Here is a 23,553-nt window from a genome sequence, read left to right as displayed (position 1 = left end):
TTCCACTAAGCTTTCGAACCTCCTGTCTTACCAATCCCTACAACCGCAAGCGTTCCCGCACTCTCTTTCGAGCAGCCCATTTTCTCGGTTGTATTCTGCCTGATTTCACGGAGACTCCGGTCGTCCAAACTGGCTTTGCGCTTACTCTCCCAACGTATGCGAGCATCCCCGGAGCTTTTTGGGCTGAGAGGATGCTCGCATCGTTGTTTTCGAAAGCTTAGTGGAAAGTCGAGATTATCCGTGGGAGTAGACTTGTGGAGGGTCTACATTTGCACACGCACGGAAATCGGTCTGTTGCCTTTAGCATGCGACCGATACATTCATTTTACATATTTTCCAAATACAGTTCAACTATGATGATGTCACGCCCCCCATATGAACCCCTGGAGTTTGTTAGAAAAATAATCGTCTGAAACAGATTGGATCGTGATTTTACAAGATCATGGAAGATCGTAGAAGATCCTGCAAGATAAAAATGGCTTTACCCGAAATCTCATAGTAAAATATGGGCAAGTACATTAGACACGGCTCTCAAGGGTGGTCGGCTCATCTCCCATGTCGGAAGCGAGGGGAGGTGGGAACGTGGCAATTACTCACGAAATGCTTACACTTATGCTCCAGTTCGGCGGCTTTATCGTTGGGCTGTTGAGTCTCGTTGTAACAATCGTTGTTGCCCTGACCAAAAGAAATGACCGCCCTTGAGATTGGCGTCCAAGGCGGTCATTCTGATCGACTATTAAGCTGAGCCGTCCCCTTGAGGGAACGTCTATTGTACTACCGGCAGAGTGCGGGAACACCCTGTCGGTTTTTATTTTGTCCACTTTTGGTTAAACATTAAACACTTCATGTTGAAAGTGTAACCGATCTTGCTTCCATCATAACACGTTTGACATGTCGGCGTAAATAAATAAGCGACCCCACATGTCTTTATAATCTCCTGGTTCACGTGCTATCCCAAAAGCTCTCCACTAAGCTTTCGAACTGCTCAACTGCTGTACATCCACTCACACGGCATTCGGCAGCAGGGTGCTAATCCCAAAGCTTTCCACTAAGCTTTCGAACGATTCGAACTCATTTACCTCATCTTCTATTCCGCTAAGTGCTAATCTCGAAGCTTTCCACTAAGCTTTCGAACGGAACTCGTTCAGTTTGTTCTTTGTACCTTTCTCGGTGCTAACCCCGAAGCTTTCCACTAAGCTTTCGAACCGAACCATCCGGTAAGTATCAAACAGTTGTAAGCTATGTGCTAACCCCGAAGCTCTCCACTAAGCTTTCGAACGATGATTAAGCGGCGATGGAACAACTATTATGCCAGTGCTAACCTCGAAGCTTTCCACTAAGCTTTCGAACTTGGCTTGAAATATGGTAAGTCATCGACACACCTTTGTGCTAACCTCGAAGCTTTCCACTAAGCTTTCGAACAATTGATAAGCAAATTGAAAGCTCTTAATCCTAGGAGGTAGTGCTAACCTCGAAGCTTTCCACTAAGCTTTCGAACTCTATTTGTGGGCGACACACACACCACAAAAACCCGCGTGCTAACCTCGAAGCTTTCCACTAAGCTTTCGAACTTCCCCCACCCGGATCAGGTGGGAGATCAACGTCCCCAGTGCTAACCTCGAAGCTTTCCACTAAGCTTTCGAACGGCTATTGCTGGCTTAGATGCAATCAAAGAGGCCCTGTGCTAACCTCGAAGCTTTCCACTAAGCTTTCGAACCCGTAACAAATGCTTCTAACCAAAAGTCTGTCCCTAGTGCTAACCTCGAAGCTTTCCACTAAGCTTTCGAACGAAAGAACGTAGAGGTGTATTAGAAAGTGAATTGCGGTGCTAACCTCGAAGCTTTCCACTAAGCTTTCGAACTTCATCTGTTGAACTGTTCGAATGATGTCATCCCGGTGCTAACCTCGAAGCTTTCCACTAAGCTTTCGAACTCGAAGAAGAAGAAAAGAAAGGAGCCCGCCACCATGCGTGCTAACCTCGAAGCTTTCCACTAAGCTTTCGAACCGACTCCGTCTGTTCGACATAAGCTGGAAAGTCAGGGTGCTAACCTCGAAGCTTTCCACTAAGCTTTCGAACGGCCATTAATGATCAATAAAAAATGACACCCTAATTTGTGCTAACCTCGAAGCTTTCCACTAAGCTTTCGAACTCCTGTCTTACCAATCCCTACAACCGCAAGCGTTCCCACACTCTCTTTCGAGCAGCCCATTTTCTCAGTTGTATTCTGCCTGATTTCACGGAGACTCCAGTCGTTCAAACTGGCTTGGCGCTTACTCCCCCAACGTATGCGAGCATCCCCGGAGCTTTTTGGGCTGAGAGGATGCTCGCATCGTTGTTTTCGAAAGCTTAGTGGAAAGTCGAGATTATCCGTGGGAGTAGACTTGTGGAGGGTCTACATTTGCACACGCACGGAAATCGGCCTGTCGCCTTTAGCATGCGACCGATACATTCATTTTACATATTTTCCAAATACAGTTCAACTACTACCGCACTGGTAAACTCCTAGCATCAGCCATTTTCTCGCATCGGGGAAAAGCGCGGTCAAAATTTTGATCCCATCTTCCCTGCATCCTTCCGCCAAACCGCCGCATCCCCTTTTCCACTAAGAGGTATTGTACACCATTAGCGTGTCCTTACTTCGCCAAAGCAGGATTCAAAATATGCTTTACATACTCCCCCGCGCTATGCTTGATCTGTTCCTCCGATGCTTGACCCGCGCCATGGAAGCGGAACGGAGCCAAATACTTCATTCCCGTCAAGTTTGCCATCGCATGCAGTGGTGTCGTCAGCTCTTCGATTGTGAAAAAGTTATAGCCATCACGTGCGTAGGCTTGCTCCGGCCCGCCCGCAGAAATTGCCAGCAAGAACTCTTTGTTGTGCAGCTTGTTTCCTTCTGCGCCATAAGCCCAGCCATAAGTCAAAACAGCATCCTGCCATTGCTTCAAAATGGCTGGCGTGCTGTACCAGTAGAACGGGAACTGAAAGACAACCCGGTCATGCTCCATCATGAGCTGTTGTTCTTTTTGCACATCGATCTCGAAAGCAGGGTAAGCCGCATACAAATCGTGAACCGTGATGCTCGCTTCCTGCTTCAGTCTTTCCACCCAGGCTTTGTTCACTTTCGATTGATCCAGATGAGGATGGGCTACAATGACTAATGTCTTCACAGAGCATGCTCCTTTTTATTATACTTTTAATAGATATATAAAATAACAAACTTTACTTTAGTTGCAAACCAACAAACTGTAAGCACAGAATGTAATCAACCATTTCACGCAAAAAGCCGACCGCATCCCCTCACAGGATACTGTCGGCTTTCCATCATCTCGTCTAGCCTACCTTCAAGTCATCGCTTCCTTCTTCCCAAAAAACGTCCTGAGCGCCTTGTAAACCTCACCCTTTTCCCGAATTACACAATGCAAGAACTTCGGCTCCTTGATGTGGCGATATGCTGACATGAGTGTCGAGTGTCGGTTATACTGATTCACTTCCCCATAGCCGAACATGTTGCATCTGTCCATAAGCTCTTTCACCAGCTTTACGCAACGCTCGTTGTCGGACGTCAGGTTGTCGCCATCGGAAAAGTGGAACGGGTAAATGTTGTACTGCGAAGACGGATAGCGGCTGTCGATGATCTCCAGCGCTTTTTTGTAGGCGGAGGAACAAATCGTTCCCCCGCTCTCTCCTTTTGAGAAAAAAGTATCCTCAGTCACTTCTTTTGCATCGGTATGGTGCGCGATGAAGACGATCTCCACTTTTTCGTACTTCGTGCGCAAAAACCGTACCATCCAGAAGAAGAAGCTGCGCGCAATGTACTTTTCGAAGACGCCCATACTGCCCGAAGTATCCATCATGGCAATGATGACGGCGTTCGAGTGCGGCTTGATGATCTCTTCCCACGTTTTGAAGCGCAGGTCGTCCTCGTTGATGCCCAGCTCCAGATCGCTGTAGCCGGCGAGGGCGTTGCGGCGGATCGCTGCGATCAGGGTCCGCTTTTTGTCGATGTTGCCCATCAACCCTTTTTTCCGGACATCGTTGAAACGCGTCTCCTCAATGACAATCTGGTCCTCGTCTTTGCGCTGCAAATTCGGCAGCTCAAGCTCGGCGAAAAGCATTTCCTGCAATTCCTCGACGCTGATTTCAGCTTCGTAGTAATCCACTCCCGGCTGATCCCCAGCCCCTTGGCCTTTTCCCGGACCTTGCGCCTGATCGCCGTCTTTGGCAACGACATCTCCAACCTTGCTGTTTCCTTTGCCTTGACCGCCATGCTTTCCCTTTTGGAAGTTGAATCGCAATCGGTATTCATCCAGGGAGCGAATAGGGATCTTGATAACTTCCCGACCGTTTGACATGATGATGTTTTCTTCGCTTACGAGATCGGGCAGGTTTTTTTTGATCGCTTCTTTCACTTTTTCCTGGTGTCGATTTTGGTCCTGGTACCCTTTGCGGTGCAGCGACCAGTCTTCCCGGGAGACAATGAACGATGGTGCATCTTCCATGCCGTCTCCTCCTAGCAACTGGCGCAGTCTGCGCCGAATATGACGTGCTGGATAAAAAGCGTGAGTGTGCTTTGGCAGGCTGTTCGGGCTTTCAAGCAATTACCTGTTCAGCAAGCTTCCCACGTAACGGAGCAGCTCGTTGGCGCAAACCGGGCAATAGCTGTGCTCTTCGATGAGGCGCTTTGTCACCTCGTTGATCTTTTTCAATTGATGCTCATCCGGCGTTTTGTTCGACGTCGTGATCTTGACGACGTCTTTGAGATCGGCGAACAGCTTCTTCTCGATCGCTTCGCGCAGACGGTCGTGCGTGCTGTAGTCAAAACGCTTCCCTTTTCGCGCGTAGGCCGAGATGCGAATGAGGATTTCTTCACGGAATGCCCGCTTGGCATTTTCCGAGATGCCGATCTGCTCCTCGATCGAACGCATCAGGCGCTCATCTGGGTCCATCTCCTCACCAGTGACGGGGTCACGAATTTTGTTCATATTGCAATACGCTTCGACGTTGTCGAGGTAATTGTCCATGAGCGTTTTCGCAGACTCCTCGTAGCTGTAGACAAACGCTTTTTGCACTTCTTTTTTCGCCAGCTCGTCGTATTCCTTGCGGGCGCTGGAGATGAAGTTCATATAGCGCTCCCGCTGCTCCTTCGTAATCGACGGATGCTGGTCAAAGCCTTCCTTCAGGGCGCGGAGAATATCCAGCGCATTGATGCACTCCGTATCGCGGCGAATCAGCGCACTGGAGATGCGGTTGATGACATAGCGCGGGTCGATGCCAGCCATGCCTTCGTCCGCGTGCTCGTTTCGCAGCTCCTCCAGGTCGGCACCCTTGAAGCCCTCCACCGATTCGCCATCGTACAGGCGCATTTTTTTCAGCAAATCGGCTCCTTGCTTTTTCGATTCCTTCAAACGAGTAAGAATAGAGAAAATAGCAGCTGACCGCAGCGCATGCGGCGCAATATGCACATGTCCGAGATCCGATTGCTTAATTAATTTCGAATAAATTTTTTCTTCGTCGCTGACCCGCAAGTTATACGGCATCGGCATGACGATAATCCTCGATTGCAAAGCTTCGTTTTTCTTGTTGGCAATAAACGCTTTGTACTCGGATTCATTCGTGTGGGCCACGATCAGCTCATCCGCAGATATCAAGGCAAATCGTCCAGCCTTGAAGTTTCCTTCCTGCGTCAGCGACAGCAAATGCCAAAGGAATTTCTCGTCGCATTTGAGCATTTCCTGGAACTCCATCAGACCGCGGTTGGCCTTGTTCAGCTCCCCGTCAAAGCGATAGGCGCGAGGATCGGACTCGGAGCCGTATTTGGTGATCGTGGAAAAGTCGATGCTGCCTGTCAAATCGGCAATATCCTGCGATTTGGGATCGGAGGGGCTGAATGTACCAATCCCGACGCGATTCGCTTCCGAGAAAAGAATGCGGCAAACCGGGAAGTCTTCGATGCGTCCGCCGTATTCGCTTTCCAGCCTCATGCGGTTGTACGGCGTAAGCTCGCCTTCGATTTTGATGCCCAGTTCTTCCTCTACTTCCGGGCGCAGCTCATGCGGGACCAGATGCAACGGCTCTTCCTGCATCGGGCAGCCGTCAAGCGCGTAAATGGCGCCTGCCTCTGTTCGGGAATACTCCTCCAGCCCCCGCTTGAGCATCGTAACGAGTGTGGATTTACCGCCGCTGACAGGGCCCATCAAGAGCAAGATGCGCTTGCGTACATCCAGACGACGCGCCGCCGAATGGAAATATTCCTCGACCAGCCGCTCAATGGAGCGATCCAGGCCGAAAATTTCCCGGCTGAAAAATTGGTACGAACGTGTGCCATCCTCATTTTCTTCGACACCAGCACTTTTAATCATGTTGTAGACGCGTGAATGAGCCGTCTGGGCAATTTGCGGATTTTTGCGTACCAACTGCAAATACTCGGCGAAAGTCCCTCTCCACATCAGGTTTTCTTCTCGGGCCCGGTGCTCAGCGATCCGTTTTAAAATGTCCATGTTCGACACTCCTCCCTCATAAGCCCCTCTCTCTTCCATAACGACAATGTACTCTCATGTATATGTCTGCCTGCGGTCACGCATTCGCGCGGAACCCGTTTTCTTCAGTTGCCAACAGGCTCATCAAGCCTTTTCATATGTGTATGCGAGACATGAGCACAAGTTTCGGCAATCTTGCCACAAAAATTTTGCACGAAGGCAAATTCATTTTGACCGCATGGAATATTACGGAAATGTAAGGTACGATTGATTGCTTTGTAAGCTAAATCAATAGTTTGTAAGCTAGTCTGTTTTGTACAATAAACTCATCGATCCGAAATCATACACAAAAACTTTATTGATAGAACAACCATGGAGGCCACACACATGCACACACAAAAAGATCATGCTGTTCAAATTACAAAAGGACTGTACTTGACTGGAATCGCAACATTGATCATCCTCGCTGTCGTGATGTACCAATGGGTGTACGGGATGCAACTGGACACAGGTGAAATCCTCAGCGTTCCGATTGCTTTGGGCGCTTTCCTGAAGCTTGCGAGCGAGCGCCGGAAGCTGTCTCTTACCTGATCGTTAATCCGTTTGCAAAGTGGGCAGGCTACGCTATAATGGGAGTAGTTTGTTTACGAAAGGAGCTGTCCAACATGGGTACGTTTATCGTAGCGTTGGTCTTCGCAGCTTTTCTGCTCTTCATCTTGACAGCGGGCTACAACGAGGACAAAACCTGGAATCTGTAAGGACAAGCTAACGAGCCATTTGCTGTTTTCAGCACGTTGCTCCCAGGCGAAAAAAGCAGGCTGCCTGTAATCGGCAACCTGCTTTTTTCATTGTATTTCGCATCCTATGCCTGCGGCTTTTTGTCCGCTTTCTTTTGTGCTTTCTCCGCTGCTTTTTCTGCCTTTTTCTCAGCCTTTTTCGCAGCAATCTCTTCCTTGATTTGTTTTGCCGTCTTATCCGCAGGATCGACGCCCCACTTCGCTGCTTTTTCGGTCAGCTTGGCGAGCTGCTCCTGTTTTTTCGCTTCTTTGGCTGCTTTTTTCGCCGCTTTTTCTGCTTGCTTCGCTGCTTTTGCTTCTTGGACAGCAGCTTTTACTTCTTTGGTAGTTTTTCCTGCCGTCTCCACACTCCACTTGGCAGCCTTTTCTGCCCACTTTTCCTGATTTTCAGCTTTTTTCGCCGCTTTCGCAGCCTCGACAGCCGTTTTCAGTTCTTCCACCGTTTTTCCTTCCACCGCAATGCCTAGCTTGGTCGCCAACGCTTGCCATTTTTCCAGGCGATGCTGCGCTTTTTCTTCCTTGCTGTACGTAACGGTTGTATCTGCTGGTTTATCCTGCGCACTCACGACTGAAACTCCGCTGAACAACAATGCTGCCATAGCAATCGACGAGACGAATTTTTTCACGTTTACTTCCTCCTTTTGATGGGCAAAGCATGATCGGTACATAGACTAGCCTACCGCACGTCTTTGGGAAAAGTATGTGAAAAAGCAGGCTTGTCCCGCTTTTGCGACTGACAGCCTGCTTTTCGTATCGCTGACCGTGACATCAGCGTCTTTATGCTTGGGCAAAAACTCCGGTGCGCTCGGTTAATGCCTGGTACAACTCCTCCAAAGACCCCCGCTGATCGACCGGATACTGCGGTTCGCCGCGATCTTCCATCCAGTTGGTGACCAGGTACGTCTTCATGCCCAATGTCGACGCGACCATGTCTTCTTGCATATGGTTGCCGATCATGATGCACTCGGTCGGCTGTACCCCGAGCTTTTGACAAATTTCCGCGAAGTAGCCTGGATTTGGCTTCGTAAAATGAGACTCTTCATAAACCGTCACCAGCTCGAAATCGTCTGCGCTCATCCCGATCCAGGCGAGTCGATGGAAAATCGCTTCGCGTGGAAAAACCGGGTTGGTGGCGACAGCGACGCGGTAACCTTGTGCTTTGGCTGTCTCCACAATTTTTTTGGCCCACGGCGATGGATAAGTCAGATGGGACAGTGTCGGGAACACATCGCGGTAAAAGGAATCGAACAGCGGCCAAACTTCCTCGCGCTCCCACTCGCTGTTCGCCGTAAAATACTCGATAAATACTTGCTCGTTCGTCTTGTCCGCATCCTGGTTTACAATCATTGCCTTCGTCGCATCCCAAATCAGCTTGAGCAGCTTCTCGGTATCGTACTTGTCGCCAATGTGCCGGCCCACTTCCACCAAATAGCTTTTGACAAACGGCTCGGTCTGCATTTCCAGAAGCGTACCGTCCAGATCAAACAGGATCGTATTCGTAGTCATTTGCGTTCTCTCCCTTTTTCATAGACCTGCCCTTGGCAACGAGCGAAAAGCTGCTTTGCCATGAACTTGCTCTAGCTAAGCCCCGGAAAACCGATCTGCCGCAAGCCTTCAAACAAAACAATCGCCGCACAGTTGGACAAGTTGACGGAACGCGTAGCTCCGCTCATCGGGATGCGAATCGTTTGCTCCCGGTATTTTTGTGTCAGCTCTTCCGGCAACCCGGTCGTTTCCTTGCCCAAAATAATGTAGTCGCCATCGCGAAAAGTAACGTCCGTATACAGCTTCTCGCCCCACGTCTCCACAAAGTAAAACGTACCGGCTCCCTCTCCCTGCGCGGCGGCAAAATGCTCAAAGCTTTCGTGGTGATGAATGTTCACCGCGTGCCAGTAGTCGAGGCCGGCCCGCTTCAAGTAACGGTCCTCCGTCGAAAAACCAAGCGGATGAATCAAATGCAAATGAGCGCCCGTCGCTGCACAGGAGCGGGCAATATTTCCCGTGTTGGCAGGAATGAGCGGCTCATGCAAAACAATATGTAACGGCATATCGGCAAAACTCCTTGTATATGACGAACTGGGTAATCCAAACCTCTTCTATTATACATAAAGTGTCAGCGTCATGACCACTTGGCCGACACCTGTAACGAACAGCGAGGCTCCTGCATCTAACCTGGAACCCATCCATTACATGCAAAAGGAGTGTCGCTTGAAAATGAACAAGACCAATCGTGTGCAGCTTCGCCTCGCCACGCACGGAGCAGCCCTTTGCTTTGTCGGGATCGCTTCGGCTTGGATGTGGCCGAATTTCGCCGCTTTCCCCGCCATGGAGACGTGCAGCATGATCGCTGGTTATCTCTCGTTTGTGTTCATTGGTCTTAGCTTGCTGATTGGCCCGATCAAATCGTGGCTGCCTGGACGCCTGACAACGGCTTGCTTGTCCATTCGCAGAGATGTCGGCATCTGGGCTGGTCTGACCGGACTTTTGCACGTAGCCCTCGTTCTCATCTTATTTGATGGCGAGCCAAATTTATTCATCGTCACGGGCAATCAGGCTGACAAGGCAAGCGGATGGCTTGGCTTGTTTCTGCTGACACCTCCCGATCCTGGCATGTGGCCCCTGCCAAACTGGAGCTTTTCCGGTGTCGCCAACTATTTGGGGGCGATCGCTTTTGGCCTGTTGCTGGCCCTCATGTGTACATCGTCCAATCGCGCAGAAAAATGGTTGGGCGGCTCCTCATGGAAAAGGTTGCATCTGTCCAATCCATGGCTGTTTCTTCTCGTGTTGTTCCACAGCCTGATCTATGTGCAATCCATCAAAGGAGAGCCGCATAGCTTCTCCGACTTGCTCGTCTTCGCCGCCATCATCTGGCTCGCCCGCAGCGTTTCTTTTATGCAAACTGTGCGCAAACGCCGACGCTAAAGCTTGTTTACACGCCCCTGATGTGAAAAAAGGCATAACGCATCTGCGGCGTATAGGCGGTCGAGTCTTCATAAGCCCAGTAACGCATTCGGCTGTCTGTCGTGTGGGCGTTGACCAGCGGCATTTGATTGGCGTCCTTGGCAACGACAATCGTATTGTGCTGGAAGCGCCCATCTCCGTTGAAATCGTAGCAAATGATATCGCCCGGAACGAGGTCGGCAGCCGATGGCTTGGCGACGGCGCGCATCGGCGGGCCTCCTGATTTCAGCAGCAAATACAAGCTGTGAGCCACCGTCCAGCTGTAGCTCCAGTCGGCGCTTTTTCCGGTGCGAATCCACCAGCCCTTGCCTTTTTCCTTGGACATTAGCATGGGAATGCCCCCGGCATACAGGCATTGCGAAATAAAATTCGTGCAGTCGTCTGTAAAGCGAGGGTAAGCGGGATTCGTCGTATTCCAGTACCGCTCGGCGTACGCGACTGCCTTTTCCGGCTGGTAGCCTCCCGCCCCGTGCACGACGAGCAGCGGTTGTGCCATAGCGTCTTCGTAGGCAGATGCGGATCGGCGCAGCATGATCTCTTCTGCCCGCTCGCTCTTTGGATCGCCTCTCCGCTCCCTCGTACCGACAATCTCCCACTGTCCTGTCGCTTTGTCCAGGCGAAGCTGAAGCAGCCGATTGCTCGCTTCTTCATGCAGGCGACCTTGGAGCAGATACCAGCGCTTTCCCGTCCAGAAAACGGTTATGTCCACAGCATCTGCCGTCTCCAGCCAACAGGTCGGAGCTACACGGCCTTTTACCTGCAACAACTTCGCCCCCCGCTTGTGCATTTGCTCATATGCGCGGTTCACCCAGCCGCATTCTTCCGCTTGCAAATGCTCTTTTCCCATATAAAAAGGCCGCAGCCGCTCAAGCTGACCGTCCAACCAGGCATGGTGAACCGCATCGAAGTATTCCTTAACAAACGTTCGCCATTCCATCTGCCGCTCCCCCTCTTCCCGCGCTTTTGCCCTCCGCATTCCGCTCCGTCTGGCATCTCACGAACAGAATATGTCAAGGACACGGCATTCAGAAGAAAAGAAAAGCCATCCGTACTAGCGGACAGCTGGATTGGAAGTCGAATGGGCGAAAAGCGGGCCTTCTTCATGCGACAGCAAATATTCTTTGATGGATAACCCGCCTCCGTATCCGACCAGCGCGCCATTCGCCCCGACAACCCGATGGCAAGGAACAATGACAGGGATCGGGTTACGGTTGTTCGCTCCCCCGATCGCCCGCACCGCTTTGGCGGCACCGATGGCGATAGCAATATCCTTGTAGGAGCGCGTCTCCCCGTACGGGATGTTCACAAGCTCATTCCACACCGTTTTTTGAAAAGGCGTGCCGTACAGAACGATAGGAAGCTCAAATGATGTACGCTCGCCAGCAAAATACTGCTCCAGTTGCAGCCTGGCTTGCTCGTTGCTCGCTTCGTTCTTCGTCGGAGTGATTCCGATAAACGTCTTTTTGCACCAGCTGACGAGACGTGGCAATCCTTCCTCTTCATTCGCAAAGTCGATATAGCACAAGCCTTCCTCAGTCGAAGCGAGCAGTAGCGGCCCAATCGGCGATTCCATCGTGGTATAGCCCAATTCTTTTGCCATCGTACATCCTCTCCCTTTCTTTCCTGTGCCTTCCCATGCAAACAAGCATCTTTTTGGCTGCTCGGCAACCAGATCGGATAGAAAATCAGCGTGACAAGCAAGCTTGGCAAATTGCTTTACGGTGAAGCTCGGCAACTCGCTTTATTTCGCTTCCTGCTGCCGATCTTGCTTCTCCTGCTTTTCTTGCTTCGCCAGCAGGCTCATTCCTTTTGCAATCTCATCCTGCACCTCTGCATCTTGCTCCAGCTCCTGCGCCCGCAAGAGTGCGGCTTCCGCTTCGGCTCCCCCGATTTTCCCCAGCGCCCAGGCTGCCGTACCGCGAATGACCGGACGCGGATCGTTGGCCAGCAGGCGCGACAGATGAGGAATAGCCGTGCGATCCTTGAAATGCGCCAATGCCAAAATCGCATTGCGCTGGATCGGCTTTTTGCCGCGCCATGAAGATGACGACAGGCCGAATTTTTCCTTGAACTCCTTGTTGCTCATCTCCAAAAGCGGAATCAGGAGCGGCTTGGCTGTCTCGGGATCAGGCTGAAATTCCGGATGATGGTTGCTGTTGATCCGGCGATTTTTCGGGCAGACTGTCTGGCACGTATCACAGCCGTACAAGCGGTTCCCGATCTTTCCGCGAAATTCGTCCGGAATGAAGTTTTTTACCTGAGTCAAAAATGCGATGCACCGCTGCGCATTGAGCTGTCCGCCCTGCACAAGCGCTCCGGTCGGACAGGCGTCGACACATATATTGCAGTCGCCGCAGCCTTCCTCGATCGGTTGATCCGTCGGCAACGGCAAATTCGTCAACAACTCGCCCAAATAAACCCACGAGCCAAACTCGGGCGTAATCACCGCGCAGTTTTTCCCGACAAAGCCGACGCCAGCCCGTTCTGCGACCGCGCGATCAGACAGCGCGCCCGTATCCACCATCGACTCGATTTTAGCCCCCGGCTCCAGCTCCGCTATGAACTTGGCAAGCTTGTCCAGCTTGTCGCGCAGCACGTGGTGGTAATCCGTGCCCCAAGCGGCCCGGCACAGTATTCCGCGATAAGCACCTGGCTCGGACTTGGGCGGATTCTCCAGCTTGGACGGATACGCCAGCGCGATCGAAATCAAGGATCGCGCCCCATCCAGCAGCAATTCAGGATGGGTGCGCTTTTCCAGGTCCGGCTCTTCAAAGCCGGATTCGTAGCCTTTTTCCCTATGCTCCATCAGTCGTTCCTTGAGTGTCAAAAAAGGGTCAGCGCTGGCAAAACCAATCTTGTCGATGCCGATTTCCTTGGCATAATCAATGATGGACTGCTTCGTCTGTTGCCAGTAGCGCACGTCTTGCTCGTCAATCACAGTTGTTTGATCGCTCCCGTCGCCAACTCGTCACAGCGGTTGTTCCACTTGTTGTCGGCGTGTCCTTTTACTTTCACATACTCTACTTGATGGATATCCATCAGACGAAGCAGTTCTTTCCATAAATCCTGATTTTCGACCTGCTGGCCCTTGCTGTTTTTCCAGCCGTTTTTCAGCCAGCCCTTGTACCATCCCTGCAGGAAACAATTGACCAAATAGGCGCTATCGCTGTACAAGGTCACCTTGCAAGGCTCTTTCAGCGTGCCCAACGCCTTGATCGGCGCAAGCAGCTCCATGCGGTTATTCGTTGTATGTCGTTCGGCACCTGACATCTCCTTGATATGCTGCCCGTACATCAGCACAGCTCCCCAGCCGCCAGGACCGGGATTGCCAGAGCAGGCGCCGTCTGTATAAATCTCAACTTCACGCATCGTCATCGTCTTTGGAAACCTCCTCTGTTGTTTCTATTGTATCGAAGCTTAGTCGCTTCCACAAAAATATTTTGCTATACTACTTTAGAATTGTTCTTCGTTCCAAGCATTGACAAAAAAAGCGGATCGTGTGCGAATTTTTTTATAAAAGGAGTGATTCACGATGAAAGTGCAGCTAGATGCTTCCGTGACCGAGCGCATTCCCGCCTTTTCCCTCGGCGTTTTGCAATACAGTGGCGCTTCTGTCAGCGATTCACCCAAAATGCTGCAAGGTCGTATCAACTATTTTGTAGAAAGTTTGCGGCTCGAACATGAGCTGTCCCGCCTTGCCGATATCGAAGGAGTACGGGAATGGCGCAGCGCTTTTAAAAAAGCGGGAATAGACCCGTCGCGCTATCGCCCGTCATCCGAGGCGCTGCTTCGCCGTCTGTTGCAAGGCAATCCGTTTTTCTGGATCAACAGTGCCGTAGACGTCAATAACTTCTTCTCCGTCTTGCATGCACTTCCCTTTGGCATTTATGACATCGATCATCTTACGGGCGATGTAACTTGCCGTCTGGGACAAGAAACAGATGTGTACGAAGGATTGAACGGCCGCGAAGTACATATGGAAGGCAAGCTGCTGCTTGCGGACGAAAAAGGAGCCTTCGGCAGTCCGATTGTCGATTCCAAACGCACTTGCGTGACCGAGCATAGCCGGAACTTGCTGCAAGTCATCTTCTTCCACGAGCAAGTTGCTGCCGAGAAAAAAGCCGAGATACTCGGATCAGTCGGTCGCATGTTTACCGAAATCAACGGCGGCGAGCTGACTCACACCGCGATCGTCGCTTCTTAGCAAAAAGACGGCCCGTCATGCAGCGTGGCCGTCTTTTTCTGTCTGATTGCCCTTTTGCTTGCGGAACACAACGTGCTCCAGCAGCAAGCAAACGATAACACCGAGCAACAGACCGTTCCCGAACAGGAAGCTGACCAGAGCGGGCAGCTTTTGCCAGGCCGTTGCCGGAACGAACATCACGCCAATCCCGATCAAAAGCGAGCTTCCGCCGACTGTGATCGTTCGCTCATCCATTTTCACCGTTGCGTAATCTTTCAATCCGAATCCGAGAAGCTGCGTATACGAGATGAACATGGCCGCATAAGCGACCGGAGTCGGCAATGCCGCCAAAAAATGAGCGACAGCCGGGAACAAACCGATCAGCATCATCCCGATCATAGCCAGCATAAAAGGCAGGCGGGCCGCCATCTTGGTCGTTTGAATCACCGCAGCAGCAAGCGACAGAGGAATCATCCCGACGACACCGCTCACCCCGGAAAGCAGATGAGACACGCCCGTAAAAATCCCGCCGCGATTGTACTGCGAATCAGTCGGCACCGTCTCCGTCGCTTTTCCCATAACGACCATACTCGTTACCAGGTTCGTCAAAAGGACAAATCCCGTCAGCATGCTGGTCAGCACAACGCCCCAATCCCAGCGCGGCGCTCCCCAGAAGAAGAATGTCGGCCAGGAAATCAGCTGGTCAGCCGGGCGTACAGGGTCCGTCCAGCCCATTGCCGCGTAAAGCACCCAGCCTCCTACCATCCCGAACAGGACGGCAAAGCTGGAAAATCGTTTCGTCCTCATCACCCACACAACCAAAGCGACGATGCCGATAGAGACAAGCGCTACGCCAGGCTGCACTTCTTTTGAATGCTGAAAGCCGATGCCAAGCATCCCGGTTAAAATGTTGCTGCATAAAGAAATAGCAAGCAAAATCATATAAGTTCCCGATACGAGCGGAGTAAACCATCTTTGCAGTTTGCCGATCCAGCCCATCACCCCGAAGGCGACAAACAATAAACCAGCCAGACACATCCCCAGTTGAAACGACTGCCCGATTTCGCGCGGCGCCAGTCCTACGCTTGTTCCCAACTGAGCCAAAATGATAAAGATTCCCCACCACAATCCTGCCGGCCCTTCCAGCATCGGATAACGGTGTCCAATCCACACTTGCAACAGCGAAGCCAAACCGACGAAAAACATCGTCTGCTGCATCAGGTTGCCAATCTCATCTGCCCTCAGGCCGTAAACGTCTCCGATCATCAATGGAACGGCAACACTGCTGGAGACAGCGACAATCATCCACTGCAACGCAGACAAAATGCTCGTGCCTGCGGGCGGCCTGTCATACAATCCGTACTTCAAAACCTTTCACCTCGTTTTCTTACCGACGCTCCTGAGCTTATGCCAAAAGCCCACTGTTAAGAATATCATCATCTGCTTTCCTGGCAAACATGCAAAGGGCAGGAAACTCTCCGAGAGAATTTCCTGCCCCTGTTTTGACACTCTATTTCATCATTTGCTTGATCAGTTCGCGATTGCGGCTCTGGAAAATTTCATTGTGAGACGAAACCATTCCGCTTTCATGTGCTTCCGGCTGAATGTATAGCTTCGCCTGGTTGACCGCATTTGCTGCGTCGTGGAAAGCTCCGGCAATCAAATGCACTTTTCCGTCGTAGGAAATCACATCTCCCGCCGCAAAAATCCCCGGCTCGGAAGTAGCGCCTGTTGTCGTTCCGGCAAGGAAGTATTCATTCGCCATTTCCAGATTCACGTGACTGTTTTGCAAAAGCGATCTGTCGCGCTCATAGCCGTGATTGATAATCACTTCGTCAATCGCCAGCTCCTCTACTTCTCCGGTCAAGTGGTTAGTCAATTCCACCCGCTCGACTTTTTCCTGGTTGGAGCACGCGATCAGCTTGGTAATCGTCGTGTTGAAAAAGCATGTTGCCGAGCTGTTCAACAACTGCGTCACTTGTGCCTCATGGCCGGACAGCGCTTCTTTGCGATAGGTCAGGTACACTTTTTTAGCGATTGGCTCCAGCTCGTTCGCCCAGTCGACTGCGGAGTTGCCGCCCCCGGAAATGATCACGGTTTTGTCCTTGAAGCGGCGCAATGATTTGACGGTATAGCTCAGGTTGGATACTTCGAATTTCTCCGCGCCTTCCAAGTCGATCCGTTGCGGCTCCAAAATTCCCCCGCCGATCGCCAAAATGACGGTTTTGCTATAATGCTGCTCCCCAGCCGAAGTGTGCAGGATGAACACGCCGTTCTCATCCCGGGCAATCCGCTCCACCTTTTGCCCCAACACGACGGTTGGATCGAAAGTTAAGCCTTGCTGAATCAACTGCTCGATCAGCTTTTCGCCCAGCGTAGGCGTCAGGCCGCCGACATCCCAAATCATTTTTTCCGGATAAACGTGGACTTTTCCGCCCAGTCTTGGCTGATATTCAATGACCTTTGTTTTCATTTCCCGCAAGCCGCTGTAAAAGGAAGCGAAAAGTCCTGCTGGCCCTCCGCCGATAATCGTAACGTCAAACAATTCTGCTTGATTCATAGTTCGTTTCTCTCCTTTTTGGCACTTCTTGCGCTGCCAAAAGAGGCAGTAGCGTTTTCTATTGTGCCAGCATATTTTTCACAATGGTCTTGACTCCCAGCTCGATTCCCAGCGGCCCACCTGCTGCGATCGAACTGTCTAACGCGTACATATGTCCGTTTTTGATTGCATTCAGCGAGTTCCATGCGGAGTCGCCTTCCAAATTTTTCAGATAGCCTTGCAATTTTTTCGAAGAGCCGCCGATATCAGACACGAACATATAGTCAGGGTTCATCGCCGCCAATCCTTCCAGGGAAATCTGCTCCCCTTTGGACGACATGTCGACGTATTTGCTTGGCGGTTGCAAGCCAAGGCCAGTTTCCTTGTTGAAAATAAATTGCGTCGTAAAGCCCCAAAATTGCTTTTCTCCCAGCATGATGACGCCAAACGTCTTGTCGCTGAATTTCTTCAATTGCTCTTTGGAATCCGCGATCAATGTCTCGATCCGGGTAATTTCTGTTTCTGCCTTTTGCTCTTTGCCGAAGATTTTGCCATATTCCCGCAAAGCTTTCTGCCAGTTGTTTTCATTGCTGTCTACCGTAATAACCGGAGCGATCTTCTCCAATTTATCGCCATAGCTGCCATAGCGGCCCGACACCATAATAATCAGGTCTGGCCCGACTTCGAGCAGCTTTTCCAGGTTCGGACTCGTCATGGAACCGATATCGGTGATTTTGCTCGATCTGTAGGGAGCGAGTGACTCCCAATCATCCAGAACATTCAAATCTGTAGCGGCTACAGGAGTTTCCTCCAGCAAAAACATATGCTCGAAGTTACGGAAGAATAAGAGCGCGACTTTCTCTGGTTTCTTTTCCAACACGATTTCGCGGCCAAGTGCGTCTACGTATGTTCTCGGCCATTGTCCCGTTTCTTGCTTGGCTTCATCCGCCTTTGCCGGTGGTGTTCCTGCTCCTGCTTGATTATTGCCAGGCTCTGGCGTTCCAGCGCACCCCGCTAAAATACCTGCCAAAAGGACAATCGCTACGAATAATCTTGTGAGTATTTTCATTCTGTCTCCTCCGATATAACGTGAGTTTTGCTTGACCGATCAAACTACGGTCAGTGTAGCAAAACGCATTTTAGATAGGAATGGAGCCATCCTGAAATCCATATGGATTATTCCTGAACCTTCCGCGAAATTCGGCTGGCGAGAGGCCCACCTGCTTTTTGAAGATCCGGCTGAAGTACAAGGCATCAGCATAGCCCACGCTTTTCGCCACCTCGCCGATCGGTGCGTCATTCGCAAGCAGGCTCTCCTTCGCCCGATTGAGACGATAGGCCATCAAATATTTGCCGGGTCCCATCCCCGTGTATTTTTTGAACACATAAAACAAACGGTTTTCATTAATATCATTCAGTTCAGCCAAAGCACGTACGCTCAGCCCATCCATATAGTGCTCGTGTATGTACTTCGATACTTGCTCAAACAGCGCTTGTTCTCCGTCATTGCTTTGGTTGCGGACACAGACAAACAGTTCCTCCAGAACGCAGCGGAAGAGCGTTTCCGTCTGAAAAGCCTGGATTCCGCCCGGTTCTCTCGATGAGCGCCACAATAGCTCCAGCAATTCCAGGAGGCGGGGGCTTTGCCCCGGGTGTAGCTGAAAATGCATGTTCGGCAGGCAAAAGCCAGACGGCTCCGGTGCAACGATCCGGTATAAAACGAGTAAATATTCCCATTTCGTATCGCCGAGGACGCTTCGATTCAGCGGCATTCGCGCGCCACCGTGAAGCACGTTCCCCGGAGTCAGCGTGTACACTTTGCCGCTGAAATCAAAATTGGCTTTGCCCCGCAGCGGAAAAACAAATCCCGGAAAAGGCTCCGTATAATCATCACAGCTCTTCCCTGGCCCGCGCACATAACGACATACTTGCTCCACTCGAAATGAGGTACGCGCAAAATGCTCGGCAAGCTTGTTGATGTCCATCTTTCCTTTCACACACCTTTTGCAATCAAGTGCTACTGCTCAATGTGCGCGTCTACTCCGCTTTTTTGGGACAAGCAATCGCATTCATCCTGCTAAAGACACACTAATTAATCATACTTTTATTGAAATTGATAATCAATCTTATTATCGGTTTCAACTTCATTCTTTTCCATTCCGTAAAAAGTGTCCGCTTCATCGCTTCGATCTTGCCCATTGACAGACAATCGCATCGAGCACGGTTTCAGACGACACGGCTGCTCTTTTACTGTTGGCTCGCGACTTCCAAGTCTTTCAATACCCCAAACTGTGCCTGGTACAAGCGGCTGTATACACCGCCTGCGTCGACCAGATCCCGATGATGTCCCTGCTCGACGATGCCTTGCTCTGTCACCACGACAATCCGATCGGCATCTTTAATAGTTGCCAGCCTGTGGGCGATTACCAGTGTCGTGCGGCCTTTGGACAGCTCGGATAGCGATTGCTGAATCGCCAGCTCTGTCTCCGTATCCAGTGCGGAAGTGGCCTCGTCCAAAATCAGAATCGGCGGGTTTTTCAAGAACATGCGGGCAATCGCCAGCCGCTGCTTTTGCCCCCCAGACAGCTTCACGCCCCGCTCGCCAATGACAGTGTCCATTCCTTGCTCCTGAGCGCGAATAAATTCGTCCAGTCGCGCTCGGCGCGCTGCTTCCCACACTTCCTCTTCGCTCGCATCAAGCTTGCCGTACAAAATGTTTTCGCGAATCGTACCTGTAAACAGGAACACATCCTGCTGCACAATCCCGATTTGTCTGCGCAACGATTCTTGTGTCACCTGACGAATATCGATGCCATCGACAGAAATGGAGCCTTCCTCGACTTCATAAAAACGCGGCACCAAGCTGCAAAGGGTCGTTTTCCCCGCGCCAGACGGACCGACGAATGCGACGGTTTCCCCTTTGTGAATCACCAGATTTACACCGTTGAGCACTCTTTTTTCGCCATCGTAGCCAAAAGAAACGCGATCAAAGCGGATTTCATGCTGGAATGGCTGCATTTCCACTGCATCTGCGGCGTCCGCTACATCCGGTTCTGTATCCAATAGCTCCGTATAGCGCTTGAACCCGGCAAAGCCTTGCGGATAATTTTCCACGATCGCATTGATTTTCTCGATCGGGCGGAAAAACACGTTGGTCAGCAGCAAAAATCCGACAAACTCTCCATAGGAAAGCTCTTGCTGAATGACAAACCACGTTCCGCAGACCATGACGAACAAAGTGACAAAACGCATCATCATATAGCTGATCGATCCGTTTTTGGCAATCAGTTTGTACGAGCTTAACTTGGTCAGGCGGAAACGTCCGTTGTTGACGGCAAACTGCTTTTCTTCATGCGCCTCGTTGGAAAATGCCTTGACGACCCGAATGCCGCCTACACTGTCCTCGATACGGGCGTTAAAGTCTCCAACGTCACGGAAAAGCTGATGAATTGCCTGCGTCATCTTTTTGTTGAAATGAACGACGACCCAAATAATAACTGGCACGACGACAAAGGTCAGCACAGCAAGCTTCCAGTTGATAGACAGCATCAACGCAAATGAACCGACAAGAGTCATGATCGCGATAAACAAATCTTCCGGTCCGTGGTGCGCCATCTCGCCAATCATATTCATATCGTTGGTCAAGCGTCCGATCAGGTGCCCTGTCTTCGAATTGTCAAAGAAACGGAACGAGAGCTTCTGGATGTGTGCAAACAACTTTCGCCGCATATCCGTCTCAATGTTAATCCCCAGCATATGCCCCCAATAGTTGACGATGTACATCAACAGGGTATTCACTACGTACAGGGCAAGCAATCCGAGCGATGCCCACACAATCAGTCCCCATTTGCCGCCTGGCAACAGGTCATCAATGAAGGCATTCACGGCTACCGGGAACGCCAGCTCCAGAAGCCCGGCGATAATGGCGCAGCCAAAATCAAGCATGAACAACCATTTGTATGGTCGATAATAGGAGAAAAATCGTCGAATCAAAAGCTGTACCCCCTCCTTGGTATTTCCATGCTATTTGATTATCACTTGTGCAAGCCAATGCGAGTGGCAGATGGGATAAGTCACTGTCAGATAATAATGATAATCAATTGCACTCATAGTATAGCAACGAGTCCACTGAAAGAAAATGGCACATTCATGAATACACATGGAATATTCATGAATCGCGCTGAAACTCGCTCGGAGATAGCCCCGTATATTTTTTGAAGCGCTTGCTGAAATACAGTGGATCAGCAAAACCCGTCCTTTGTGCAACTTCCTTGATGCTCATCTGATTTTGAAATATATTCAGTAAATTTTTCGCCTGGTTGAGTCTGTACCTGTTCAAATACTCGCCTGGACTGATTTTCAAATGCTTTTGAAACAAATAAGCCAGTCTGTTGACATTGATCTGGTGCAACTCAGCAAGCCGATTGATACTCAGATTCTCCATGTAATGATCATGAATGTAATCAAGCAACCGTTCCAAAAGCAGGCGTCCTTCGTCTTTTTCACTATGCTGGACAAGCGCAAACAACTCGTTGAGGATTCCGTACCACAGCTCTTTGACACGCAGCTTGTACAAGTCTCCCGGGCTGCTCCAAAATCGTTCCAAATGTCTGAGCTTTTCCTGCAATGGCACACTCTGCTCAACGAGGCGCAGCATGTAATGCTTCTCAGCAAAGTTGTACTGGTCTGCTGTTTTCTGATGATCAACCTGATAAAGCACGAGAATATATGACCACTTCTTGTCTCCGATCACCTTGCGATCCAATCGCATATTCGGGCCGGCATGCACGACCATTCCTGGCTCCATGTCATATTCCATACCGTCAAACCACATCTTTGCGTTCCCGGATAGCGGAAAAATAAAACCGGAGTACAAGCCTGTCCGCCCGCCAAAATACTTCATACCCGGCTGGCGCTCTTCCAGTGACACACTCATGATCGTCATCGACTCTTTTGCATAGTAATCGATTAACCGTCCAACTTCTCTTTTATCCATTTCCAACCCACCTGCTATAAATGAGGCTGAGGAGGCCCGCCTTTATTCAGTAGCCGATCCTGCCTAGCACATTTTTAAATTTACCCCTTGTGAAAATTTCAGTTCTCGTATATTATAATAGATAATGATAATCATTTTCAATTATTGAGGATATGCAAAGTGTAATCAGCTAACAGAGCTGATGTCTTTTTCTGAATCAAGCTTATCCATAACAAAAAACCCTAAGGAAGTGCTTCCTTAGAGCTTGATTACATAGATGGTGCCGGTGAAGGGACTTGAACCCCCACGGTTTCCCTCACGATTTTGAGTCGCGCGCGTCTGCCATTCCGCCACACCGGCAATTAAGTTGGAGGAGGCACCCGGATTTGAACCGGGGATAAGGGTTTTGCAGACCCGTGCCTTACCCCTTGGCTATGCCTCCACGTATAGAGTTGATGAAAAATGGAGCGGACGACGGGTCTCGAACCCGCGACCTTCGCCTTGGCAAGGCGACGCTCTACCAATTGAGCTACGTCCGCATATAAATGGCTGGGGTACTAGGATTTGAACCTAGGAATGACGGAGTCAAAGTCCGTTGCCTTACCGCTTGGCTATACCCCAATAAGTAATCCCCAACTTTGAAAATCATATGGGGCGATCGATGGGACTTGAACCCACGAGTGCCGGAGCCACAATCCGGTGCGTTAACCCCTTCGCCACGACCGCCATATTCACTACCGCTTTTTAAAAATGGCAGGGGCAGTAGGAATCGAACCCACACCAAAGGTTTTGGAGACCTTCGTTCTACCGTTAAACTATGCCCCTACACATGGTGGCTCGGGACGGAATCGAACCGCCGACACGAGGATTTTCAGTCCTCTGCTCTACCGACTGAGCTACCGAGCCATAATTATTGCATACGCCATTCTTTTTGTCAAGAAATGGCGGAGCTGACGGGACTCGAACCCGCGACCTCCGGTGTGACAGACCGGCGTGAACTCCAACTTCACCACAGCTCCATATTTGGTTGCAGCCAATTCCCGTTAAGGAAAATTTGGTTGCGGGAGCAGGATTTGAACCTGCGACCTTCGGGTTATGAGCCCGACGAGCTACCGAGCTGCTCCATCCCGCGACGATTTTATAGAAGCAATTGTCAGCGTTGCCGCATCGTGCAGCGCTTTTTTGCTGACTATTCTTCTAAATATTAAATGGTGGAGGCTGACGGGATCGAACCGCCGACCCTCTGCTTGTAAGGCAGATGCTCTCCCAGCTGAGCTAAGCCTCCATACTCCCCGACTTTTGTCAGGGACCCAACAAATAGTTAGGATTCATAGGTGACCCGTAGGGGATTCGAACCCCTGTATGACAGCGTGAAAGGCTGCTGTGTTAAACCGCTTCACCAACGGGCCAAGATGGCGGATGGAGTGGGATTTGAACCCACGAGACGGGTCAACCCCGCCTACACGATTTCCAATCGTGCTCCTTCGGCCGCTCGGACATCCATCCATATGGCTCCTCGGGACGGACTCGAACCGCCGACCGATCGGTTAACAGCCGATTGCTCTACCAACTGAGCTACCGAGGAACGTTGAAGGATTTATTCCTTCAAAACTGAATACGC

Annotated in this window: 20 protein-coding genes, 13 tRNA genes and 1 CRISPR repeat array; of the genes, 4 read left to right on the top strand and 29 right to left on the bottom strand. The window is 50.7% G+C overall.

The window, feature by feature from the left end; all coding sequences use genetic code 11:
• Positions 1–582: 582 nt before the first annotated feature.
• A complete protein-coding gene (locus tag EDM60_RS03390) occupies positions 583–702 on the top strand; it encodes a putative holin-like toxin (RefSeq protein WP_229049831.1) in 120 nt (39 codons plus the stop codon).
• 244 nt (positions 703–946) lie between these two features.
• A CRISPR array of direct repeats spans positions 947–2,150; the repeat unit is 36 nt; unit sequence GTGCTAACCTCGAAGCTTTCCACTAAGCTTTCGAAC.
• A gap of 484 nt (positions 2,151–2,634) precedes the next feature.
• On the opposite strand, the gene EDM60_RS03385 is transcribed toward EDM60_RS03390, so the two are convergent.
• From EDM60_RS03385 to EDM60_RS03375, 3 genes are all read right to left on the bottom strand, one after another.
• Complete coding sequence (locus EDM60_RS03385; RefSeq protein ID WP_122962678.1) at positions 2,635–3,168, bottom strand: NAD(P)H-dependent oxidoreductase; 534 nt, start codon at positions 3,166–3,168, stop codon at positions 2,635–2,637.
• Between the two features lie 174 nt (positions 3,169–3,342).
• Entirely contained in the window at positions 3,343–4,500 is a 1,158-nt protein-coding gene (gene yhbH / locus EDM60_RS03380; protein ID WP_122962677.1) for a sporulation protein YhbH, read from the bottom strand.
• Positions 4,501–4,599: 99 nt separating this feature from the next.
• Positions 4,600–6,498, bottom strand: coding sequence for a PrkA family serine protein kinase (locus EDM60_RS03375; protein WP_063229640.1), 1,899 nt, complete (start codon positions 6,496–6,498; stop codon positions 4,600–4,602).
• Positions 6,499–6,864: 366 nt separating this feature from the next.
• On the opposite strand from EDM60_RS03375, the gene EDM60_RS03370 reads away from it, so the two are divergent.
• Positions 6,865–7,068: a hypothetical protein gene (locus EDM60_RS03370; RefSeq protein WP_122962676.1), complete on the top strand. Its 204-nt coding sequence runs from the start codon at positions 6,865–6,867 to the stop codon at positions 7,066–7,068.
• Between the two features lie 271 nt (positions 7,069–7,339).
• Here EDM60_RS03370 and EDM60_RS03365 read toward each other — a convergent pair whose 3' ends face one another.
• The 3 genes from EDM60_RS03365 to trmL form a co-directional block, all read right to left on the bottom strand.
• Complete coding sequence (locus EDM60_RS03365; protein ID WP_122962675.1) at positions 7,340–7,900, bottom strand: hypothetical protein; 561 nt, start codon at positions 7,898–7,900, stop codon at positions 7,340–7,342.
• Positions 7,901–8,051: 151 nt separating this feature from the next.
• Entirely contained in the window at positions 8,052–8,780 is a 729-nt protein-coding gene (locus tag EDM60_RS03360) for an HAD family hydrolase (RefSeq protein WP_122962674.1), read from the bottom strand.
• A 71-nt stretch (positions 8,781–8,851) separates the two neighbouring features.
• Entirely contained in the window at positions 8,852–9,322 is a 471-nt protein-coding gene (gene trmL / locus EDM60_RS03355; protein ID WP_122962673.1) for a tRNA (uridine(34)/cytosine(34)/5-carboxymethylaminomethyluridine(34)-2'-O)-methyltransferase TrmL, read from the bottom strand.
• Between the two features lie 166 nt (positions 9,323–9,488).
• Between trmL and EDM60_RS03350 the strand changes: the two genes are divergently transcribed.
• Positions 9,489–10,196, top strand: coding sequence for a ferric reductase-like transmembrane domain-containing protein (locus tag EDM60_RS03350; protein ID WP_122962672.1), 708 nt, complete (start codon positions 9,489–9,491; stop codon positions 10,194–10,196).
• 7 nt (positions 10,197–10,203) lie between these two features.
• Here EDM60_RS03350 and EDM60_RS03345 read toward each other — a convergent pair whose 3' ends face one another.
• The 4 genes from EDM60_RS03345 to rnhA form a co-directional block, all read right to left on the bottom strand.
• Positions 10,204–11,172, bottom strand: coding sequence for an amidase domain-containing protein (locus EDM60_RS03345; RefSeq protein ID WP_122962671.1), 969 nt, complete (start codon positions 11,170–11,172; stop codon positions 10,204–10,206).
• A gap of 114 nt (positions 11,173–11,286) precedes the next feature.
• Positions 11,287–11,835 (bottom strand): methylated-DNA--[protein]-cysteine S-methyltransferase, encoded by a 549-nt coding sequence (locus EDM60_RS03340; protein ID WP_122962680.1) that lies wholly within the window; start codon positions 11,833–11,835, stop codon positions 11,287–11,289.
• A gap of 141 nt (positions 11,836–11,976) precedes the next feature.
• Entirely contained in the window at positions 11,977–13,173 is a 1,197-nt protein-coding gene (gene queG, locus EDM60_RS03335; protein ID WP_122962670.1) for a tRNA epoxyqueuosine(34) reductase QueG, read from the bottom strand.
• Positions 13,170–13,610, bottom strand: a complete 441-nt coding sequence (rnhA, locus tag EDM60_RS03330; RefSeq protein WP_122962669.1) for a ribonuclease HI — start codon at positions 13,608–13,610, stop codon at positions 13,170–13,172. Before rnhA ends, queG begins: the two co-directional genes overlap by 4 nt.
• Positions 13,611–13,767: 157 nt before the next feature.
• Between rnhA and EDM60_RS03325 the strand changes: the two genes are divergently transcribed.
• Positions 13,768–14,439, top strand: coding sequence for a B3/B4 domain-containing protein (locus tag EDM60_RS03325; RefSeq protein WP_122962668.1), 672 nt, complete (start codon positions 13,768–13,770; stop codon positions 14,437–14,439).
• 15 nt (positions 14,440–14,454) lie between these two features.
• On the opposite strand, the gene EDM60_RS03320 is transcribed toward EDM60_RS03325, so the two are convergent.
• The 19 genes from EDM60_RS03320 to EDM60_RS03230 form a co-directional block, all read right to left on the bottom strand.
• Positions 14,455–15,786: a purine/pyrimidine permease gene (locus EDM60_RS03320; RefSeq protein ID WP_122962667.1), complete on the bottom strand. Its 1,332-nt coding sequence runs from the start codon at positions 15,784–15,786 to the stop codon at positions 14,455–14,457.
• Positions 15,787–15,928: 142 nt separating this feature from the next.
• Entirely contained in the window at positions 15,929–16,978 is a 1,050-nt protein-coding gene (locus EDM60_RS03315) for an NAD(P)/FAD-dependent oxidoreductase (protein ID WP_122962666.1), read from the bottom strand.
• A 58-nt stretch (positions 16,979–17,036) separates the two neighbouring features.
• On the bottom strand, positions 17,037–18,026 hold the full coding sequence (locus EDM60_RS03310; protein WP_122962665.1) for an ABC transporter substrate-binding protein: 990 nt from the start codon (positions 18,024–18,026) through the stop codon (positions 17,037–17,039).
• Positions 18,027–18,096: 70 nt separating this feature from the next.
• Positions 18,097–18,942: a helix-turn-helix domain-containing protein gene (locus EDM60_RS03305; protein ID WP_122962664.1), complete on the bottom strand. Its 846-nt coding sequence runs from the start codon at positions 18,940–18,942 to the stop codon at positions 18,097–18,099.
• A 262-nt stretch (positions 18,943–19,204) separates the two neighbouring features.
• Positions 19,205–20,950, bottom strand: coding sequence for an ABC transporter ATP-binding protein (locus tag EDM60_RS03300; RefSeq protein WP_122962663.1), 1,746 nt, complete (start codon positions 20,948–20,950; stop codon positions 19,205–19,207).
• Positions 20,951–21,125: 175 nt separating this feature from the next.
• Positions 21,126–21,953, bottom strand: coding sequence for a helix-turn-helix transcriptional regulator (locus tag EDM60_RS03295; RefSeq protein WP_122962662.1), 828 nt, complete (start codon positions 21,951–21,953; stop codon positions 21,126–21,128).
• A gap of 257 nt (positions 21,954–22,210) precedes the next feature.
• Positions 22,211–22,292: transfer RNA gene (locus EDM60_RS03290), tRNA-Leu, on the bottom strand.
• Positions 22,293–22,300: 8 nt separating this feature from the next.
• A tRNA-Cys gene (locus tag EDM60_RS03285) sits at positions 22,301–22,374 on the bottom strand.
• Positions 22,375–22,395: 21 nt separating this feature from the next.
• A tRNA-Gly gene (locus EDM60_RS03280) sits at positions 22,396–22,471 on the bottom strand.
• Between the two features lie 7 nt (positions 22,472–22,478).
• Positions 22,479–22,553: transfer RNA gene (locus EDM60_RS03275), tRNA-Gln, on the bottom strand.
• A gap of 29 nt (positions 22,554–22,582) precedes the next feature.
• Positions 22,583–22,658, bottom strand: a tRNA-His gene (locus tag EDM60_RS03270).
• Between the two features lie 25 nt (positions 22,659–22,683).
• Positions 22,684–22,757: transfer RNA gene (locus EDM60_RS03265), tRNA-Trp, on the bottom strand.
• 5 nt (positions 22,758–22,762) lie between these two features.
• A tRNA-Phe gene (locus EDM60_RS03260) sits at positions 22,763–22,838 on the bottom strand.
• A 36-nt stretch (positions 22,839–22,874) separates the two neighbouring features.
• Positions 22,875–22,951: transfer RNA gene (locus tag EDM60_RS03255), tRNA-Asp, on the bottom strand.
• 36 nt (positions 22,952–22,987) lie between these two features.
• A tRNA-Met gene (locus EDM60_RS03250) sits at positions 22,988–23,064 on the bottom strand.
• A gap of 77 nt (positions 23,065–23,141) precedes the next feature.
• Positions 23,142–23,217: transfer RNA gene (locus EDM60_RS03245), tRNA-Val, on the bottom strand.
• Between the two features lie 50 nt (positions 23,218–23,267).
• A tRNA-Glu gene (locus EDM60_RS03240) sits at positions 23,268–23,341 on the bottom strand.
• A gap of 4 nt (positions 23,342–23,345) precedes the next feature.
• Positions 23,346–23,438 (bottom strand) — tRNA-Ser (locus EDM60_RS03235).
• Between the two features lie 3 nt (positions 23,439–23,441).
• Positions 23,442–23,517 (bottom strand) — tRNA-Asn (locus tag EDM60_RS03230).
• Positions 23,518–23,553: the final 36 nt, after the last annotated feature.

The organism is Brevibacillus parabrevis, assembly GCF_003710905.1.
In the GTDB taxonomy this organism is placed as follows: domain Bacteria; phylum Bacillota; class Bacilli; order Brevibacillales; family Brevibacillaceae; genus Brevibacillus; species Brevibacillus parabrevis.
Note: the sequence above shows the minus strand (reverse complement) of the source record. Positions and strands in the feature narration are given on the sequence as shown.

What these genes read in the sequence shown, in the direction of transcription:
- yhbH (WP_122962677.1), bottom strand. Translation starts at nt 4,500, where the DNA reads ATGGAAGATGCACCATCGTTCATTGTCTCCCGGGAAGACTGGTCGCTG.
- EDM60_RS03375 (WP_063229640.1), bottom strand. Translation starts at nt 6,498, where the DNA reads ATGGACATTTTAAAACGGATCGCTGAGCACCGGGCCCGAGAAGAAAAC.
- EDM60_RS03370 (WP_122962676.1), top strand. Translation starts at nt 6,865, where the DNA reads ATGCACACACAAAAAGATCATGCTGTTCAAATTACAAAAGGACTGTAC.
- EDM60_RS03360 (WP_122962674.1), bottom strand. Translation starts at nt 8,780, where the DNA reads ATGACTACGAATACGATCCTGTTTGATCTGGACGGTACGCTTCTGGAA.
- trmL (WP_122962673.1), bottom strand. Translation starts at nt 9,322, where the DNA reads ATGCCGTTACATATTGTTTTGCATGAGCCGCTCATTCCTGCCAACACG.
- EDM60_RS03350 (WP_122962672.1), top strand. Translation starts at nt 9,489, where the DNA reads ATGAACAAGACCAATCGTGTGCAGCTTCGCCTCGCCACGCACGGAGCA.
- EDM60_RS03345 (WP_122962671.1), bottom strand. Translation starts at nt 11,172, where the DNA reads ATGGAATGGCGAACGTTTGTTAAGGAATACTTCGATGCGGTTCACCAT.
- EDM60_RS03340 (WP_122962680.1), bottom strand. Translation starts at nt 11,835, where the DNA reads ATGGCAAAAGAATTGGGCTATACCACGATGGAATCGCCGATTGGGCCG.
- rnhA (WP_122962669.1), bottom strand. Translation starts at nt 13,610, where the DNA reads ATGACGATGCGTGAAGTTGAGATTTATACAGACGGCGCCTGCTCTGGC.
- EDM60_RS03325 (WP_122962668.1), top strand. Translation starts at nt 13,768, where the DNA reads ATGAAAGTGCAGCTAGATGCTTCCGTGACCGAGCGCATTCCCGCCTTT.
- EDM60_RS03315 (WP_122962666.1), bottom strand. Translation starts at nt 16,978, where the DNA reads ATGAATCAAGCAGAATTGTTTGACGTTACGATTATCGGCGGAGGGCCA.
- EDM60_RS03310 (WP_122962665.1), bottom strand. Translation starts at nt 18,026, where the DNA reads ATGAAAATACTCACAAGATTATTCGTAGCGATTGTCCTTTTGGCAGGT.
- EDM60_RS03305 (WP_122962664.1), bottom strand. Translation starts at nt 18,942, where the DNA reads ATGGACATCAACAAGCTTGCCGAGCATTTTGCGCGTACCTCATTTCGA.
- EDM60_RS03295 (WP_122962662.1), bottom strand. Translation starts at nt 21,953, where the DNA reads ATGGATAAAAGAGAAGTTGGACGGTTAATCGATTACTATGCAAAAGAG.